This is a genomic window from Arminella tubonensis (assembly GCF_003240585.1).
GTDB lineage: Bacteria > Pseudomonadota > Alphaproteobacteria > Rhizobiales > Rhizobiaceae > Rhizobium > Rhizobium tubonense.
Genome location: NZ_PCDP01000035.1, coordinates 282,115 through 297,177 on the forward strand (window position 1 = coordinate 282,115; position 15,063 = coordinate 297,177).

General features: G+C 58.8%; 12 protein-coding genes. 6 read left to right on the plus strand and 6 right to left on the minus strand.

The window, feature by feature from the left end:
- The first annotated feature begins 48 nt into the window (after positions 1 to 48).
- Entirely contained in the window at positions 49 to 957 is a 909-nt protein-coding gene (locus tag CPY51_RS13020) for a hypothetical protein (RefSeq protein WP_111160634.1), read from the plus strand.
- A 106-nt stretch (positions 958 to 1,063) separates the two neighbouring features.
- Positions 1,064 to 1,996, plus strand: a complete 933-nt coding sequence (locus CPY51_RS13025) for a ribose-phosphate pyrophosphokinase (protein WP_111160635.1) — start codon at positions 1,064 to 1,066, stop codon at positions 1,994 to 1,996.
- A gap of 153 nt (positions 1,997 to 2,149) precedes the next feature.
- On the opposite strand, the gene CPY51_RS13030 is transcribed toward CPY51_RS13025, so the two are convergent.
- Together CPY51_RS13030 and adh are read right to left on the minus strand one after the other, a co-directional pair.
- A complete protein-coding gene (locus CPY51_RS13030; RefSeq protein WP_111160636.1) occupies positions 2,150 to 2,536 on the minus strand; it encodes a DUF779 domain-containing protein in 387 nt (128 codons plus the stop codon).
- A gap of 77 nt (positions 2,537 to 2,613) precedes the next feature.
- On the minus strand, positions 2,614 to 4,122 hold the full coding sequence (adh, locus tag CPY51_RS13035; protein WP_111160637.1) for an aldehyde dehydrogenase: 1,509 nt from the start codon (positions 4,120 to 4,122) through the stop codon (positions 2,614 to 2,616).
- 1,016 nt (positions 4,123 to 5,138) lie between these two features.
- Here adh and CPY51_RS13040 point away from each other — a divergent pair.
- Together CPY51_RS13040 and CPY51_RS13045 are read left to right on the plus strand one after the other, a co-directional pair.
- Positions 5,139 to 5,771 carry a hypothetical protein gene (locus CPY51_RS13040; RefSeq protein ID WP_111160638.1) on the plus strand — a complete coding sequence of 211 codons (633 nt, stop codon included), beginning with the start codon at positions 5,139 to 5,141 and terminating at the stop codon, positions 5,769 to 5,771.
- Positions 5,772 to 5,892: 121 nt separating this feature from the next.
- Entirely contained in the window at positions 5,893 to 6,528 is a 636-nt protein-coding gene (locus CPY51_RS13045) for a hypothetical protein (protein WP_111160639.1), read from the plus strand.
- Positions 6,529 to 6,614: 86 nt separating this feature from the next.
- On the opposite strand, the gene CPY51_RS13050 is transcribed toward CPY51_RS13045, so the two are convergent.
- The 3 genes from CPY51_RS13050 to CPY51_RS13060 all read right to left on the minus strand — a co-directional run bounded on the left by CPY51_RS13050 (position 6,615) and on the right by CPY51_RS13060 (position 11,392).
- Entirely contained in the window at positions 6,615 to 7,574 is a 960-nt protein-coding gene (locus tag CPY51_RS13050) for a GAF domain-containing protein (protein WP_111160640.1), read from the minus strand.
- Between the two features lie 159 nt (positions 7,575 to 7,733).
- Complete coding sequence (locus CPY51_RS13055) at positions 7,734 to 9,191, minus strand: hypothetical protein (protein WP_111160983.1); 1,458 nt, start codon at positions 9,189 to 9,191, stop codon at positions 7,734 to 7,736.
- A 104-nt stretch (positions 9,192 to 9,295) separates the two neighbouring features.
- Complete coding sequence (locus CPY51_RS13060; protein WP_111160641.1) at positions 9,296 to 11,392, minus strand: putative bifunctional diguanylate cyclase/phosphodiesterase; 2,097 nt, start codon at positions 11,390 to 11,392, stop codon at positions 9,296 to 9,298.
- A 356-nt stretch (positions 11,393 to 11,748) separates the two neighbouring features.
- On the opposite strand from CPY51_RS13060, the gene CPY51_RS13065 reads away from it, so the two are divergent.
- Positions 11,749 to 12,354, plus strand: a complete 606-nt coding sequence (locus CPY51_RS13065; RefSeq protein ID WP_111160642.1) for a 50S ribosomal protein L25/general stress protein Ctc — start codon at positions 11,749 to 11,751, stop codon at positions 12,352 to 12,354.
- Here CPY51_RS13065 and CPY51_RS13070 read toward each other — a convergent pair.
- Positions 12,351 to 12,599: a hypothetical protein gene (locus CPY51_RS13070; RefSeq protein WP_111160643.1), complete on the minus strand. Its 249-nt coding sequence runs from the start codon at positions 12,597 to 12,599 to the stop codon at positions 12,351 to 12,353. The genes CPY51_RS13065 and CPY51_RS13070 overlap by 4 nt on opposite strands.
- On the opposite strand from CPY51_RS13070, the gene CPY51_RS13075 reads away from it, so the two are divergent.
- Positions 12,598 to 14,964 carry an EAL domain-containing protein gene (locus tag CPY51_RS13075; protein ID WP_111160644.1) on the plus strand — a complete coding sequence of 789 codons (2,367 nt, stop codon included), beginning with the start codon at positions 12,598 to 12,600 and terminating at the stop codon, positions 14,962 to 14,964. The genes CPY51_RS13070 and CPY51_RS13075 overlap by 2 nt on opposite strands.
- The last annotated feature ends 99 nt before the right edge of the window (positions 14,965 to 15,063 follow it).

Sequence of the window (15,063 nt, forward strand, 5' to 3'; positions counted from 1 at the left end):
GCTTTCGCCAATCTCTCCGATATGCACTAGGAAAGGGCGGGTCGGGCGATGGGACTGGTCAAAACTGCGTCGATATCGGTTGTCCTCTGTTTTCTGCTTGCGGCCTGCAATACGACCGACGCACTCACGCCGCGCGTCGGTATCGGCGATGACATGTCCGACAACGGCTCTTCGCCCGTGACGCAGAACGATACCGAGCGGATGGCCGCGGCACAGCCGCCGCGCGTCCTCGGAACCGAAACTCAGAACACCTACCATTCCGACTATAATCAGCAGGCCTACCAGCCCTATCCAGCCGCGTCGTCCGCGACGCTCGACGAGCAGGCCGATGCCCTTCGAACCAGCGGCGTCAATCCGCAAGCATCGCGCCCATTGGACGACGGACAGTCGCAGCAGCGCACCACCGGCTACGGCGCCCCGCCCTCGACGCTGTCCGAGCAGGAGGAGGCCGACCGACGCCTCGACGAACAGCCGATGCCAAGGCGGCGAGAGCCCGTCCAACAAGAAGAACAGCAGCAGGAAGAGGCCCAGCAGCCGGAACAGCCACAGCCCGAGCAACAGGCTTCGCTGCCGCCCGCCTCGTCTGCCGATAGCAACACCATCCGCTTTCTGCCGATCATCGGCGCGCCCGTCGAGGCGGTGACGCCGTTGTCTCGTCAGCTCGGCCAGGAAGCACGCGCCAACGGCCTCTCAATCAAAAGCTCCGGCGACACCTCGAGCAGCTACATCCTTAAGGGCTACCTGACCGCCTTCGCCGATGGTCCCCAGATCACCGTGTCATATGTCTGGGACGTGCTCGACAACAGCGGCGCCCGCCTGCACCGCATTCAGGGAACGCAAAGCGTGCCGCTGAAAAAGGGTGACCCGTGGACCGCTGTCCCCGCCTCCGTCATGCAGCAGATCGCCACCAAGACCATGGCCGACTTTACCTCCTGGCGCGCAACGCGCGGTGGATAGTGGCCTTCACTGGCAGAAATGTTAAAGCCCATTGAGCCTAACCCCTTGCATTCGCGATCAGGCCCGTTAAAAGCGCGGCTATCAAGTTGGCAATAGGCGGACCACAATGAAGGTTTTCGCAGGCAATTCGAACCGGCACCTTGCCGAAGCGATCTGCAATTATCTCAATGTTCCCTTGGGTAGGGCTAGCGTCCGCCGGTTCGCCGACCAGGAGATCTTCGTCGAGGTCCAGGAAAACGTGCGCGGCGAAGACGTCTTCCTCGTGCAGCCGACATCGTTTCCGGCCAACGACCATCTTATGGAACTGCTGATCATGATCGACGCAATGCGTCGCTCGTCCGCCCGGCGCATCACCGCAGTCCTTCCCTATTTCGGCTACGCTCGGCAGGACCGAAAAGCAGGTGGGCGCACGCCGATTTCGGCAAAGCTGGTGGCCAATCTGATCACCGAAGCCGGCGCAGACCGCGTCATGACGCTCGACCTGCATGCCGGCCAGATCCAGGGTTTCTTCGACATCCCGACCGACAATCTCTATGCCATGCCGATCCTGTCGCGTGACATCAAGGCCAATTACGACATCAGCAATATCATGGTGGTGTCGCCCGACGTCGGCGGCGTGGTGCGCGCCCGGGCACTCGCCAAACGGCTGGACTGTCTGTTGGCGATCGTCGACAAGCGTCGCGACCGCCCGGGTGAATCCGAAGTCATGAACATCATCGGCGACGTCGCCGGCAAGGACTGCATCCTGATCGACGATATCGTCGATTCCGGCGGGACGCTGGTCAATGCGGCTGAAGCTCTGCTGAAGAACGGCGCCACCAGCGTCACTGCCTATATCACACACGGCGTGCTCTCGGGCGGCGCGGTCACCCGCGTCACCTCGTCCAAGCTCAAGGAGCTCGTCATAACCGACAGCATCCAGCCGACGACCGCGGTCCAGTCCGCCCCCAACATCCGCGTCGTCAGCACCGCCAGCCTCATCGGCGAAGCCATCAACCGCACCAGCCAGGAAGAATCGGTTTCCAGCCTGTTCGATTGAGACGCGGCGAAATCGGTCCACTCTCCCCCCTTGTGGGGGAGATGTCGGCTATGCCGACAGAGGGGGGTAACCCTCCTCGAATTCGGACGCCCCCTCTGTCACTTCGTGACATCTCCCCCACGAGGGGGAGATCTGCCGATAGCTCCGGCCTCATTACACCCGCCTAGCCACCAGCGGCACCGCACAAGCCTCGCCGCCATTGAACAACCGCGACCGCGTCAGGAACCGCTTCTCGCGACCGTTGTCGAGCGAGAACATGCCGCCCCTGCCCGGCACCACGTCGATGATCAGCTGGGTATGCCTCCAGGCCTCGAACTGGCTGCCGCCGATATAGACCGGCACGCCGCCGATTTCGCCGAGCTTGACGTCATTATCGCCGACCATGAACTCGTCGGCCGGATAGCACATCGGCGAGGAGCCGTCGCAGCAGCCGCCGGACTGGTGAAAGAGAACGTTCGGGTGATCCACCTGGATCTCGCGGATCAGCTCCAGTGCCGCCTCCGTAGCCAGTACCCGCGGTTCGCCATTGATCGTCTCCATTCGCTGCCTCCTATAAATGCCGTTGCCCTCCCCCTGCAGAACAGGGAGAGGGCTTTTGGCTAGTCCACGCCGGGCTCTCAGAAGAAGCCGAGCGCCTTCGGGCTGTAGCTGACCAGCATGTTCTTGGTCTGCTGGTAGTGGTCGAGCATCATCTTGTGGTTCTCGCGACCGACACCGGATTGCTTATAGCCGCCGAACGCCGCATGCGCCGGATAGGCGTGGTAGCAATTGGTCCAGACGCGACCTGCCTGGATACCGCGGCCGAAACGGTAGCAGCGATTGGCATCGCGGCTCCACACGCCGGCGCCGAGGCCGTAGAGCGTGTCGTTGGCAATCTCCATCGCTTCCTTCTCGTCCTTGAAGGTCGTCACCGAGACCACCGGCCCGAAGATTTCCTCCTGGAAGATCCGCATCTTGTTGTGACCCTTGAAGATCGTCGGTTGGATATAGTAGCCGTTGGCAAGCTCGCCGCCGAGATCGTTGCGGGCACCGCCGGTCAGCACTTCAGCACCTTCTTGCCTGCCGATATCGAGGTAGGCCAGGATCTTTTCCATCTGCTCGGTCGAAGCCTGCGCCCCGATCATCGTCGCGCTATCGAGCGGGTTGCCCTGCTTGATGGCCTGGACGCGCTTGACGGCCTTTTCCATGAAGCGGTCGTAGATGCTTTCCTGGACCAGCGCGCGGCTGGGGCATGTGCAGACCTCGCCCTGGTTCAATGCGAACATCGCAAAGCCTTCCAGCGCCTTGTCGAGGAAATCGTCATCTGCGGCCATGACATCGTCGAAGAAGATGTTCGGCGACTTGCCGCCGAGCTCGAGCGTGACCGGGATCAGGTTCTGGCTGGCATATTGCATGATCAGCCGCCCTGTCGAGGTTTCGCCGGTGAAGGCTATCTTGGCGATGCGCGGGCTGGTCGCCAGCGGCTTGCCGGCTTCGAGCCCGAAGCCGTTGACGATGTTGAGCACGCCCTTCGGCAATAGATCGCCGACGAGCTCAGCCCAGACGAGCAGCGATGCAGGCGTCTGTTCAGCCGGCTTGATGACGACGCAGTTGCCTGCGGCAAGCGCCGGCGCCAGCTTCCAGGCGGCCATCAGGATCGGGAAGTTCCACGGAATGATCTGTCCGACAACCCCGAGCGGCTCATGGAAATGATAGGCGACTGTATCGTGGTCGATCTCGCCGATCGATCCTTCCTGCGCGCGAATGCAGGCGGCGAAATAGCGGAAATGGTCGATCGCGAGCGGTATGTCGGCAGCCATCGTCTCGCGGATCGGCTTGCCGTTGTCCCAGGTCTCCGCCCTGGCGAGCAGCTCGAGATTGTCCTCCATCACCTGCGCAACCTTCATGAGGATGTTCGACCGCTCGGTCGTCGACGTCTGTCCCCATTTATCCTTGGCCGCATGAGCCGCATCGATGGCGGCGTTGATATCCTTCTCGTCGGAACGTGGAATGTCGCAAATCTTGCCGCCGGTAACCGGCGTGACGTTCTCGAAATACTTGCCCGAGATCGGCTCGCGCCACTCGCCACCGATATAGTTGCCGTATTTCAGCTTGAACGGCGACTCGACGATTTTCTGGTGCAGCATGACATCCTCCATCATAGACTGGCCCTGACAGGACCGATGGAGGGAAGCTGCACCCGCTTCGTGTCGATAGGTAGGGCACCGGATCAATGCCGCAGTGCACAGTGTTTCACTTGTGCGACAGCGGGGCCGGCATTCCTGGGTTGCTAGGCCATACCGGACAATACCCAAATGCATTGTTCGGTCTTGAGGGCACCGCTTAGGTGCCCCAGCTAGCACTAGCTAGCGTTGTATCTCACGTTCCAGCTTATCTCGCCTTGTCCATTGATGGACGGAGAAGAAGTTGTCGTGCATGACGAATTGCTGGCGTAAGATTTCCATGAGTGGCTGGTAACAGAGGGAACGCCATCCAAGAATGTAATCGTGATTAGTGCTCTGCAACCCTTCTTGGTCAAAGGCATTCCGAAATATTGCGAATAATCAATGCTGTAGGTAAGGCTCGTGGCACCCGTTGTGGTAGCCGCGGTTGAAGTACGAGTCTCTTTGGAGAGAATCGTCCCTGCAGTTACGGTAGTGCAATTCGTGCACGGAGGGACTGTATCCACACTGATCGTTTTCGCAGAAGCATTGGTGATCGAAAGATTTACTGTGGCGGCATTCGCCAAAGCGGCTCCGGAGACGGAAAGTGCAGTCGCAACAAGCGGGAGCTTCAATAGGTTCTTCATATTAATCTCTTTTAGGTTTAAAATTGCGCGAAAAGTCACGCAACTTTCAACAACCTCAGTTTGAGGCAGAAAGCCAGCCCTCGCCTAAGCTTTCCTTGTGAGGTAGGTGCTGAAAATTTCTTGATCAGAGATCACTAAAAAAGATGTGCAATTTCAATAGAGGCCTGAACCCTACGGGGCGCATTTCAGCTAATGTAGCTAAAAGTTGATAAAAAATTCAAAAAGCAACCTTTAAGAGAAATTAACTTAGTATTCAGCGTTAGCGCGCTAGGGTGCAAGCGAGCATGATGCTCCCTCCTACTTCTGAGGTCGCCCGTTGGTCCGGGGCGGTGGCTACCATTTGAGGGAAATATTATGATCTCGCCAGTGAACTCTCTTTCCAGCAGTCCCATCTTGTCGCTTTTTGGGATTAGCAGTTCGCCAGCCAGCAATACGTCCGGTGCGGAGAAACTACTCAATAACGTTACCGGCAATACGGACGACGCTCTGAAGACCGGCAACGCTCTTGGCACGATCATTGAGTTGGTGTCCGGCCAGAAGCAGTCCGACACCCTTTTCCAGATGATCAACGCCCAGAAAGCGTATGCGGCAGGCGGGGACTATAGCGAGACCGCAACCGGCACGGGCACGGTGATATCGGAACAGCAGATGACGGCCTCGACGCTGGCGAGCGCAAATGCCCAAGCTGGCGGAACAGGACCGGAAGCGAACCGAGCGAAAGCCTATCTTGATGCACGGGCCAAAGGCACGCTTCAACAAACCGATTTGTCGACAATGGGCGTCACCGCGACAATGACCCAAACCTACTACTACCACGCAGACGGCACGGAATCGGGCGAAAGCGGAACCTATGACATAAAGGGGCTGGCTCAGTTCCTGAAAAAATTTGCCACCGTTGGAGATGATGGTCTGACACGGGACAAGGCAACCGGCAAATACGCCACCGTCTCACAGAATGGCACGAAATTTACCTACAACGTCTTTTGAGTGTTGAAACCCATCGTGACCCCGCATCGTCAGCCTAGGGTGCAAGCGAGCATAATGCTCCCTCGCGCTTTTGAGGCCGCCCGTTGCTCCGGGGCCGTGGCTACCATTTGAGGGAAATATTATGATTTCGCCAGTGAACTCTCTTTCCAGCAGTCCGATCTTGTCGCTTTTTGGGATCAGCGACAATTCGCCAGTCGCCAATACGTCTGGTGCGGAGAAACTGCTCAATAGCGTTACCGGCAATAGGGACGATGCGCTGAAGACCGGCAATGCTCTTGGCGCGATCATCCAGCTGGTGTCCAATCAGAAGCAATCCGACACTCTTTTCCAGATGATCAACGCCCAGAAAGCCTATTCGGCAAACGGTGACTACAGTGAGACGGCAACCGGTACAGGCACCGTGGGCTCCGACGAGGCTGCCCAGAAAATGGCACTCGATTACGTGCGAGAAGAAGCGAGGGGCAAAGGACCGGAAGCGGACGGGGCCAAGGCTTATCTCGATGCACTAGCAAAAGGCACGCTTCAAAAAACCGATATGTCGACCATGAGTGTCAGTGCAACAATGACCCAAACCAACTATTACCATGCAGACGGCACGGAATCGGGCGAAAGCGGAACTTATGATGTAAGAGGTATGAACCAGGCTCTGGCGCAATATACCGTCATCGGAGACGATGGGCTCTTGCGGGACAAGGCAACAGGAAAGTACGCAGGTATCAACCAGAACGGTACGAAATTCACCTACCTCGTTTGGTGACATCGCCATTTTATCTGGCCAACGTTCGGGGGAGCATACCTCCCCGCCCCTTGGGAAATCCCGTATCCCCAAATCCTCGCAACGCCCTAATGCAGCTCCAGCTTCTTCATTTTGCGATGCATCGTCGCGCGGCTGATGCCGAGTAGCGTGGCGGCTTGCGAGACATTGCCGCTTGTCCGCGACAGCACGCGGCGAAGTGCTGCCCGTTCGGCCTCGACAAGGTCGCCACCGTCGTCGTTCCGATGCTCGTGCAATGCGTCCGAAGCCGGTAGCCCGGCCGCAATATGCGCGTCGTCAAGCTTCAGCGCCAACCGCGCGGCACGGGTTGCACCGAGGATGAGGTCGTCCTTGTCGACGGCGAGCAATGCCGCCGTCGGGTTCGCGCCTGCAGGTACCATGACAAAGCGGGCGCCCGGAAAGGCACTGCGGAAAAGATTGGCTTCGATGCGCAGCGCCGCATCGCGGACGGCTTGGGACAAAATGGCGAGCGCCACCTCGTTGACGTCTTCGCGGCATGTCGAGATATCGAGCGCCGCGGTTATCTGGCCGCGATGATCGCGGATCGGCGCGGTGGTGCAGCTCAGCCGGATATTGGAGGAGAGGAAATGCTGGTCGCGGAAGATGGCGACCGGGCGCTCGTCGGCGATCGCGGTGCCGATGCCGTTCGTCCCGACGCTCGCCTCCGTCCAGATGGACCCCGGCCAGAGACCCAGCCTGCGAAAGTCCTTGTCGTCGCTGATGGCGCCACGGCGATCAAGGGCGACGCCGTTGCGGTCGGTCAGAAGCAGGCAGCATCCGGCTTTCCCGACAGTTGAAAAAAGCCGGTCAAGTTCTTCGGCGGATTCAGCAATCAGCCGTTCGGATTGCTGCCGAACAGCGCGGAACTCCTGCTCGGTTAGCCTCAACGGGCCGCGTGCTTCCTCCGGTGCAAGCATATGCATGGTCATGCAACGGCACCAGGAAGCGATGATCGGGGAACTGGCTGCGGCGGATTTCTGTTGCGCGCTTAAATAGACGCGCTCGGCGTGAGCGATCTCGTTCTGCATCTGCTCCTCCCAAAGCCCGACGAGTGTGTCGCGGAATGGAGACAGTTGCAAATACTAAAGGCGGAACGATGTCGTTCTGGCCCAGCAAAAGCGCCACAACTGTCTCAATGCTGAGACAGCGTGGCTTTCAGCTGACGGCTTAAAAAGTGACGTCAGTTCTTACTTCGGCGCTTTGATCACCTGGCCGTTGACCGTGAAAGTGCCGTCGTCGGCAACGCTCACGTCCCAGCGCTGGCGGCCGTCGGCATCGACCTTGGCAAACCCCTTGGCCATCATCATCACGAACGAGACCTGGTTCAATTGGGCATCGGTCTTGGCGGCATTCTGGACGAATTCGATCGTCTTGTCGTAGTCGCGGGCGAGGATCGACGCCTGCAGCGAGTAGCGGTCCTTCTGCTTGGGATAGCCGGTAACGCTACCTGAAACCTCGAAATCATAGACGCCCGACGTCGCCGCGATCTTCGGAAAATCGACAGTCACCGATCCCTTCGGGAATACGACATCCCCGATCCTGTCGGTCTGTGCCTTGGACAGAGGCTCGGCCTTCGAAAAATCGGCTTCCAGCAAGATGTCCATCGCGGCTGCAAAATTCATGTCGGGAATACCGACCTCGATAACGGTCGTATCGGGCACCAGGGCCTCGTAGCCGGCCGGGATCATCCCGGCATCGAGCTTGAACCCATCCGCCTTCATGCCGAAGCCGATGCTGGACGCCTTGGTGACGCCGTTCATGTGGAAAGAGTAGTCGAGCTTCTTCAGCCCAAAATTTCCCTTGTCGGTCACGACAGAGAGATTGTTGGCCGACGCCGTCTCCTCCAGCGAGCCGAAAAGCGGCAACGCATCGCGGATCAGCGCCTTGAACTTGTCGCCGCCGCTCTTCGACAACGTCTTCGCCTTGACGTGTTCGAACACGAACCGCACCAGCTCGCGCAGCTCCCTGATCGGAACGTTGGTCGCCTTGGCATTGAAATCGATCGCATCGGCGCGCACTTCGACCGGCAGCACCGTCGGCGCGGTGATCTTCTCATAGAAGCCCGGCATCGTGCCGCTGGTCAGGAAGTCGATCTTCCCCGGCTTGCCGGTGTCTGTCGTCGAAAGCTTGGAGGTCATTCCGGCGATGGTGGCCTCGACCGTCTGCGCGGCGCTTTTCGAGGACATCTTGATGTCCTTAGCGGTCACATCAAGCGAGCGTAGATAGCTGATGCCAGGGTCGAAGACCCCGGTATAGACGAGCGACGCCAGTGAATAGCTGATGTCGGTCGCCGGCGCGTCGCCCATCTTCGAATGCGCCGAGATGTCGAGGGAGTTGTCGCCATCGATGCTCCACAGCCCCTTGTCCATCGGCGCTGCGAACATCGTCAAAGGCTTGAGACCGGCAATCGAGAAATTGGAAGAGCTGATCTTGTCGAAAAATTTCGACAGGTCATAGGTGACTTCATAGCGATTGGTCGACGGCTTGACGGTGATGAACCCGCTATCGGCAAGGTCGCGCGACAGATACTGCGTGAGCACGCCCCGCAAATCTTTCGCGCCCTGCTCGCTGACGTCGGCCGCCTGGGATGAGACCGTGAGCCCGAGGCTAAAAAATGCGGCGGCGGCGAATACATTGGAACGCATGAAATCGAACTCTCTTTTTTGGCAGCTTCGGCGGCGGGAATGTGGAAGACTCTCGGGTCGGATGTCAACCGACCAGACGGCAGAAAGCAGCAACTTCAGGTATATTAAGCCGCGGCCTTGCCCTGCTCTCCGCGAAGCTCGGCATTTGCTTCCGCGTCCGGTTCGCCCGCTGCGCCATCAGTTCCGTTGACGATATCCTCGATGCCGGATCGGGGCGTCGGTTTTCCGAACAGGAAGCCCTGCACTTGCAGACACCCTTCGTTGCGCAGGAATTCCATGTGTTCCTCGCGCTCGACACCTTCCGCCAGCACCGGGATGTCGAGACTGGCAGCAAGGATCAGCGTCGAGCGAACGATCGCGGCCGACTGCTTGCTGGTGACGACGCCATCGATGAAGGCGCGATCGATCTTGATCTTGTCGAATGGAAAGCTCTGCAATGTCGAAAGCGAAGAATAGCCGGTGCCATAGTCGTCCATCGCCACCTTCACCCCAAGCTTTTTCAGCTGGCGGATCGCATGCAGCGCATATTGGTGGTCGGAGATGATGCTTGATTCGGTGATCTCGATTTCCAGGCGCGCAGCCGACAACCCGCTTTCAAGCAGTATCTCGTGGACGAGCCCCGGTAGCCGCGGGTCGGTGAGCTGTTGAGGCGCAACGTTGACGGCAATGCGCAGCGGACGCTTCCACGAGGCGGCTTCTGCACAGGCTGCTCGCATCACCCACTCGCCGAGCTCGAAGATGAAACCCGTCTTCTCGGCGATCGGGATGAATTCCACCGGCGAGACCATGCCGCGCTGCGGGTGAAGCCAGCGAAGCAGCGCTTCGAAGCCGACGACCTCGCGGCTGACGGTATCGTTTTGCCGTTGATAATACAGCTCGAATTCGCCTCGCTTGAGACCTTCGCGCATTTCGATGGCCAGCGCATTGCGCTCGCGCGCCGCCTGGTCCATCGACGGATCGTAGAAGCAGATCGTGTTCGAAACCGTTGACTTGGCGCGATACATGGCGATGTCGGCTTGCGACAGCAGGTCGTCGACGTTCGACGCCTGGCCGGGAAAGGTCGAGATGCCGACGCTTGAGCCGACAAAGAGGATATGTTCATTCCACTCGATCGGCTTGGTGACCTCGTCGAGAACACGTTGTGCGAGGGCTCTGGCATCGGCGCGGATGAAATAGTCGCGCATCACGGCCACGAACTCGTCACCGCCGACGCGCGCGACGAATTCGCCGTGCTGCATGGCGTTGCCGAGGCGCTCGGCCACCGTCCTTAGAACATGGTCGCCGGCTGAATGGCCATGCACGTCGTTGATCTCCTTAAACCGGTCCAGATCGAAGCAGAGCACGGCGACATGAGCCGCCATGTCGGCGGGACGGTTCGTCAATCCAGCCAGGTGGTCGTTGAAGGCCGCCCGGTTCGGCAGGTTCGTCAGTGGATCATGGAGCGCAAGGTGCCGATAGCGCTCGACCGCCGCCTGCGTCGACTGCATGTCGATGACATAGGTCGAGGCGCCGAGCAGAAGGATTATCGCCATCACGGCGCAAACAATGCCGGTCATGATGCCGCCCGAGATGATTTCCGGCGAAAGCGGTATACTCGGATCGAGATTGATCGTCAGCCCCGCCATGCCGATGAAGTGGGTCGAGACAATCGCGAGGATCAGCGCGGAGGAGGAGCCGTATTTGCAGAACCGCGTTACCGGCCGGCCGATGCGGTTGGTGGCAACGGCTCCGAAGAATGCGCCCGATATGATCGAGGTTATCACGTAGGCCCGGTCCCACTCGAGTTGCCCCGCCGCCTGGTAGGCCGCGATGCCGATATAGTGCATCAGCACGATGCCGAGACCGACGATCACCCCACCGGCCTCGATCAGCGCGCCTTTGCGGCTGACGGAAGCGATGGAGAATCCTGCGATGGTCATCACGACACCGACAACCAGCGAGATCAATGTCAGTGTCGGGTCGTAGCCGTTGACGACAGGCGTCTTGTAGCCGAGCATCGCTACGAAGTGTGTCGTCCAGATCGTCGAACCGCCGACGAAGCCGGACAGGAACAGCCAGTTGAGCCTCTGGATCCCCTGGGTCCTGCGCACCCGCGAAAACAGCCGCATCGCAAGCACAGACCCAAGCACACAGATGATCGTAGCGAAGATCAGATCGGTGAAACTATGCTGGACGGTGATGCAGGTAATCAGTCTGAACATGCTGGGAACCGTAATATTTGAATTAGATTGGAATATGCTCACCCGCAGAAGTATATTTTGTTAATTTTGATGGAATTCCAACTTGATCCTTAAAGCTTTCTGTCGATATACAACCGATAAGCTGAAAGGCCGATAATTGGACGCGGCGGGATTGTCTTCGGGCGCCTTTTTGTCCGCCATTCCAGCAGTCGCCAAGCCAACTTGCGTTTCGACCTTCTTTGTACTATAGGCACGCGTCCGCATAGACACCCTTGGAGGCAACGCGGATGAGGTGGGCTCGCGTCCTCCTCCAGTTTCGTCAAGAGCGGCTCGCCGCGACGGCAAAACTCTCCATATAACCTTGAAAAGGAATAGCCATGAGCCACGAAAGCTATGAGCTTAAGGCCGAGGCGCGCGAACGGGTCGGTAAGGGGTCCGCCCGTGAACTTCGCCGCAACGGATTGATTCCTGCTGTCATCTACGGTGACAAGCAGCCCCCAATCTCGATCACTCTGAACACCAATGACGTCACCAAGCGTATTCACGCTGGCGGCTTCATGACCACGATCGTTACGATCGACATCGGTGGCAAGAAGATCAAGGTTCTGCCGAAGGACTACCACCTCGATCCGGTCCGTGACTTCACGATGCATGTCGACTTTCTGCGCGTATCTGGCAACACCCAGGTCACCGTTGAAATTCCGGTCCACTTCATCAACGAAGACAAGTCCCCAGGCATCAAGGTCGGCGGCGTCGTGAACATTGTTCGCCACGAAGTCGAAGTCCATTGCCCGGCCGATGCGATCCCGGAAGCCTTCACCGTCGACCTCACCGGCGCGAAGATCGGCGACAGCATCCATATCTCCCAGATCACCCTGCCGAAGGGCGTGGTTCCGGTCATCACCGACCGCGACTTCACGATTGCGACCATCATCGCACCTGCAGGCGGCCTCTCGGGCGAAGAAGGCGAAGAAGAAGCTTAATCCTCTAAGCCATCCGCAAGGATACAAACCCGCTTTTCCGGAACGGCGATACCGCCGCGGTCGGGACAGCGGGTTTTTTTGTCTTCGAACTTCCTCGACCGGCCGATAAGAGGAATTTCAGCAATTTCCGTTCTATTAGCGACCATTAACCCAGCCGTTTCAGCAACATTTAACAAATTCATGAAAGCGTGCAGCATAAAGTTGTAACACGCCCCGCTTCCGGTGCGGGAGAGAAGCGGAACCATGAGTAATTCCGTAGAAAACAGATTTTTCGCAATCGTTTGCGGCGCTCTGCTTGTATTCGTGGCACCCCTGTTCGTGCTGTTTCTGTTTCTTTCCTCCGAACGTGCCGAGAAGGAAATCCGCGACCATATCTCCGTCCTGCTTGTCGCCAACGCCCAGGCGCTTGCCAAGCCGCTCTGGGATCTCGATGAGGACAGTGTCACCCAGATCAGCGCCACGACTGTTGCCGAGGGCGCCATAGTCCGGGTCAACGTCCGTGATACATCCGGCCAGCTCGACGTTACCCAGTCGACGATCCCGAAGTCCTACACCGGCGAGCTCGAAGCCATTTCCCGGCCGATCGTCTACAACACGGTCGACGGCAAGAAGAGCCTCGGTACCATCACGGTCTATTACCCGGCGCTCGGCCTGTTCGACGGCTTGAAGCATGAGGAGGTCGTCTTCATCTCGATCTTCATCTTCGCTGTATTGACGGTGTTCGGTACCGCGCTCATCGGCAACCGCATTTTCGTTATCCAGCCGCTGATGCGCCTGACCCACGCAATCGAAGCGACACGCCAGCTCGGCTCCCGTCACCATGTCGACTGGCAGTCGAACGACGAGATGGGCCGGCTCGCCCGCAGCTTCAACGAAATGCAGAGCAAGCTGGAGCGCGAGGAGACCGAGCTTCGGCTGGCCCATCGCCGCGCGACGGATACTTACAACCTGACGCCGGCCATGCTGTTCTCGCTCGACGCCGACGACTGCATCGTCGCAGTCAGCGATTACTGGCTCGCCGCGACCGGCTATGAGCGCGACCACATGATCGGCCGCAAGTTCGCGAGCCTCGTATTGCCGGATTCGCGCGAGGACTATGTTCAGCGCAAGGAAAACCGCCACGACGGCGGCGCGCGGCTGAACGTGACCGTTAAATTTCTTTGCCGGGATGGCCGCGTCATAGACGTGCTGGTCCTGGAATCCACCGCGATCCAGAATGGCCGCACACTTTCGGTGATGACAGACGTCACGGATCTCAAGCAGTCGGAGGACCGCAACCTTCGCCAGGCGATCACCGATCACCTGACCGGCCTGCTTAACCGCCAAGGTTTTGAGACGGCGCTCGACGCCAAGATCAACGAAGCCGACCTGCGCGAACGCGAACTCGCCTGCCTTTTCATCGACCTCGACCGCTTCAAGTGGATTAACGACAATCTGGGCCACGCGGCAGGCGACGCGGCGTTGCGCGAGCTGGTGTCGCGAATGCATGACCGTCTGGGCCCCGGAGACATCGCCGCCCGTCTTGGCGGCGATGAGTTCGCAATCCTGCTTTTGTCGGAAGATGCCGAGAAACGGGCGTTCGAAATGGCAGCCGGCATCGCTGACATGTTCGAGGTTCCCTTCGTCGGCGACGCCCGCCTCAGCGCCAGCATCGGCATCGCGATCTACCCCAAACACGCTTCCAATGCTTCCGAACTTCTCCTTAAGTCCGATATGGCGATGTATGCGAAGAAGCGTGACGGCAAGAACGGCGCACAGGTCTTCAACAACGGCATGCTGGACGATGCCCGCCGTCGCGCCGAGATCGAGGGCTACATCGAAAATGGCCTGAACGAGGACTGGTTCGAGGCGCACCTCCAGCCGATCGTCAATATCGAGGATCGCTCGATTGCCGGCTTCGAAGCGCTGATGCGCCTGCATCATCCGCAAAAAGGCATATTGCCGCCGAAGAGCATCATCGACGTCGCCGAGGAAACAGGCTCGATCATCCGCATCGGCAACCGCATCATGGAAAAGGCAATCTGCGGCCTGGCGCGCATGCAGCAGATCGAGGGCATGCAAGACGCCTATCTCGCCATCAACTTCTCGCCCATCCAGTTCGAGCCCGCGCTGCCCGCAAGGATCGTCAGTCTTCTCGACCGCTACAACATCCGGCCCGAGCGCATCGTCGTCGAGATCACCGAAGCCGTCCTGATGGACGACAATCCGGAAATCCGCACCATCATCAACGAGATCTGCCGCTTTGGCTGCCGCATCGCCCTCGACGACTTCGGCACCGGCTATTCCTCGCTGAGCTACATCAATCGCTTCCCGGTCGACATCATCAAGATCGATCAATCCTTCACCCGTGCCATCAACGACGGGTCGCCGGATGTTCGTCGCAAGAGCCGAATGCTGATAGAAAGCATCACCACCCTGTCGCACAAGATGAACTGCACCGTGATCGCCGAAGGCATCGAGACCGAAGAGGAATGTGCGACGCTTGTCTCGATGGGCCTCGACTACGGCCAGGGCTTCCTGTTCCATCGGCCGCAGCATCCCGACGTGCTTCTCGAAATGCTGGCCGGAACGCAGTATCATATTCACGGCTCAGTCGCCCAAGCATCGTGAACTAAGGCATTTCCCGAGAAAGTGGCAGCCGGTTTCTTGGACTAAAATGCAACAAAACAAGAGGTTGGAGCTTCCGATTTGATCATGCCAGGTTGGAAA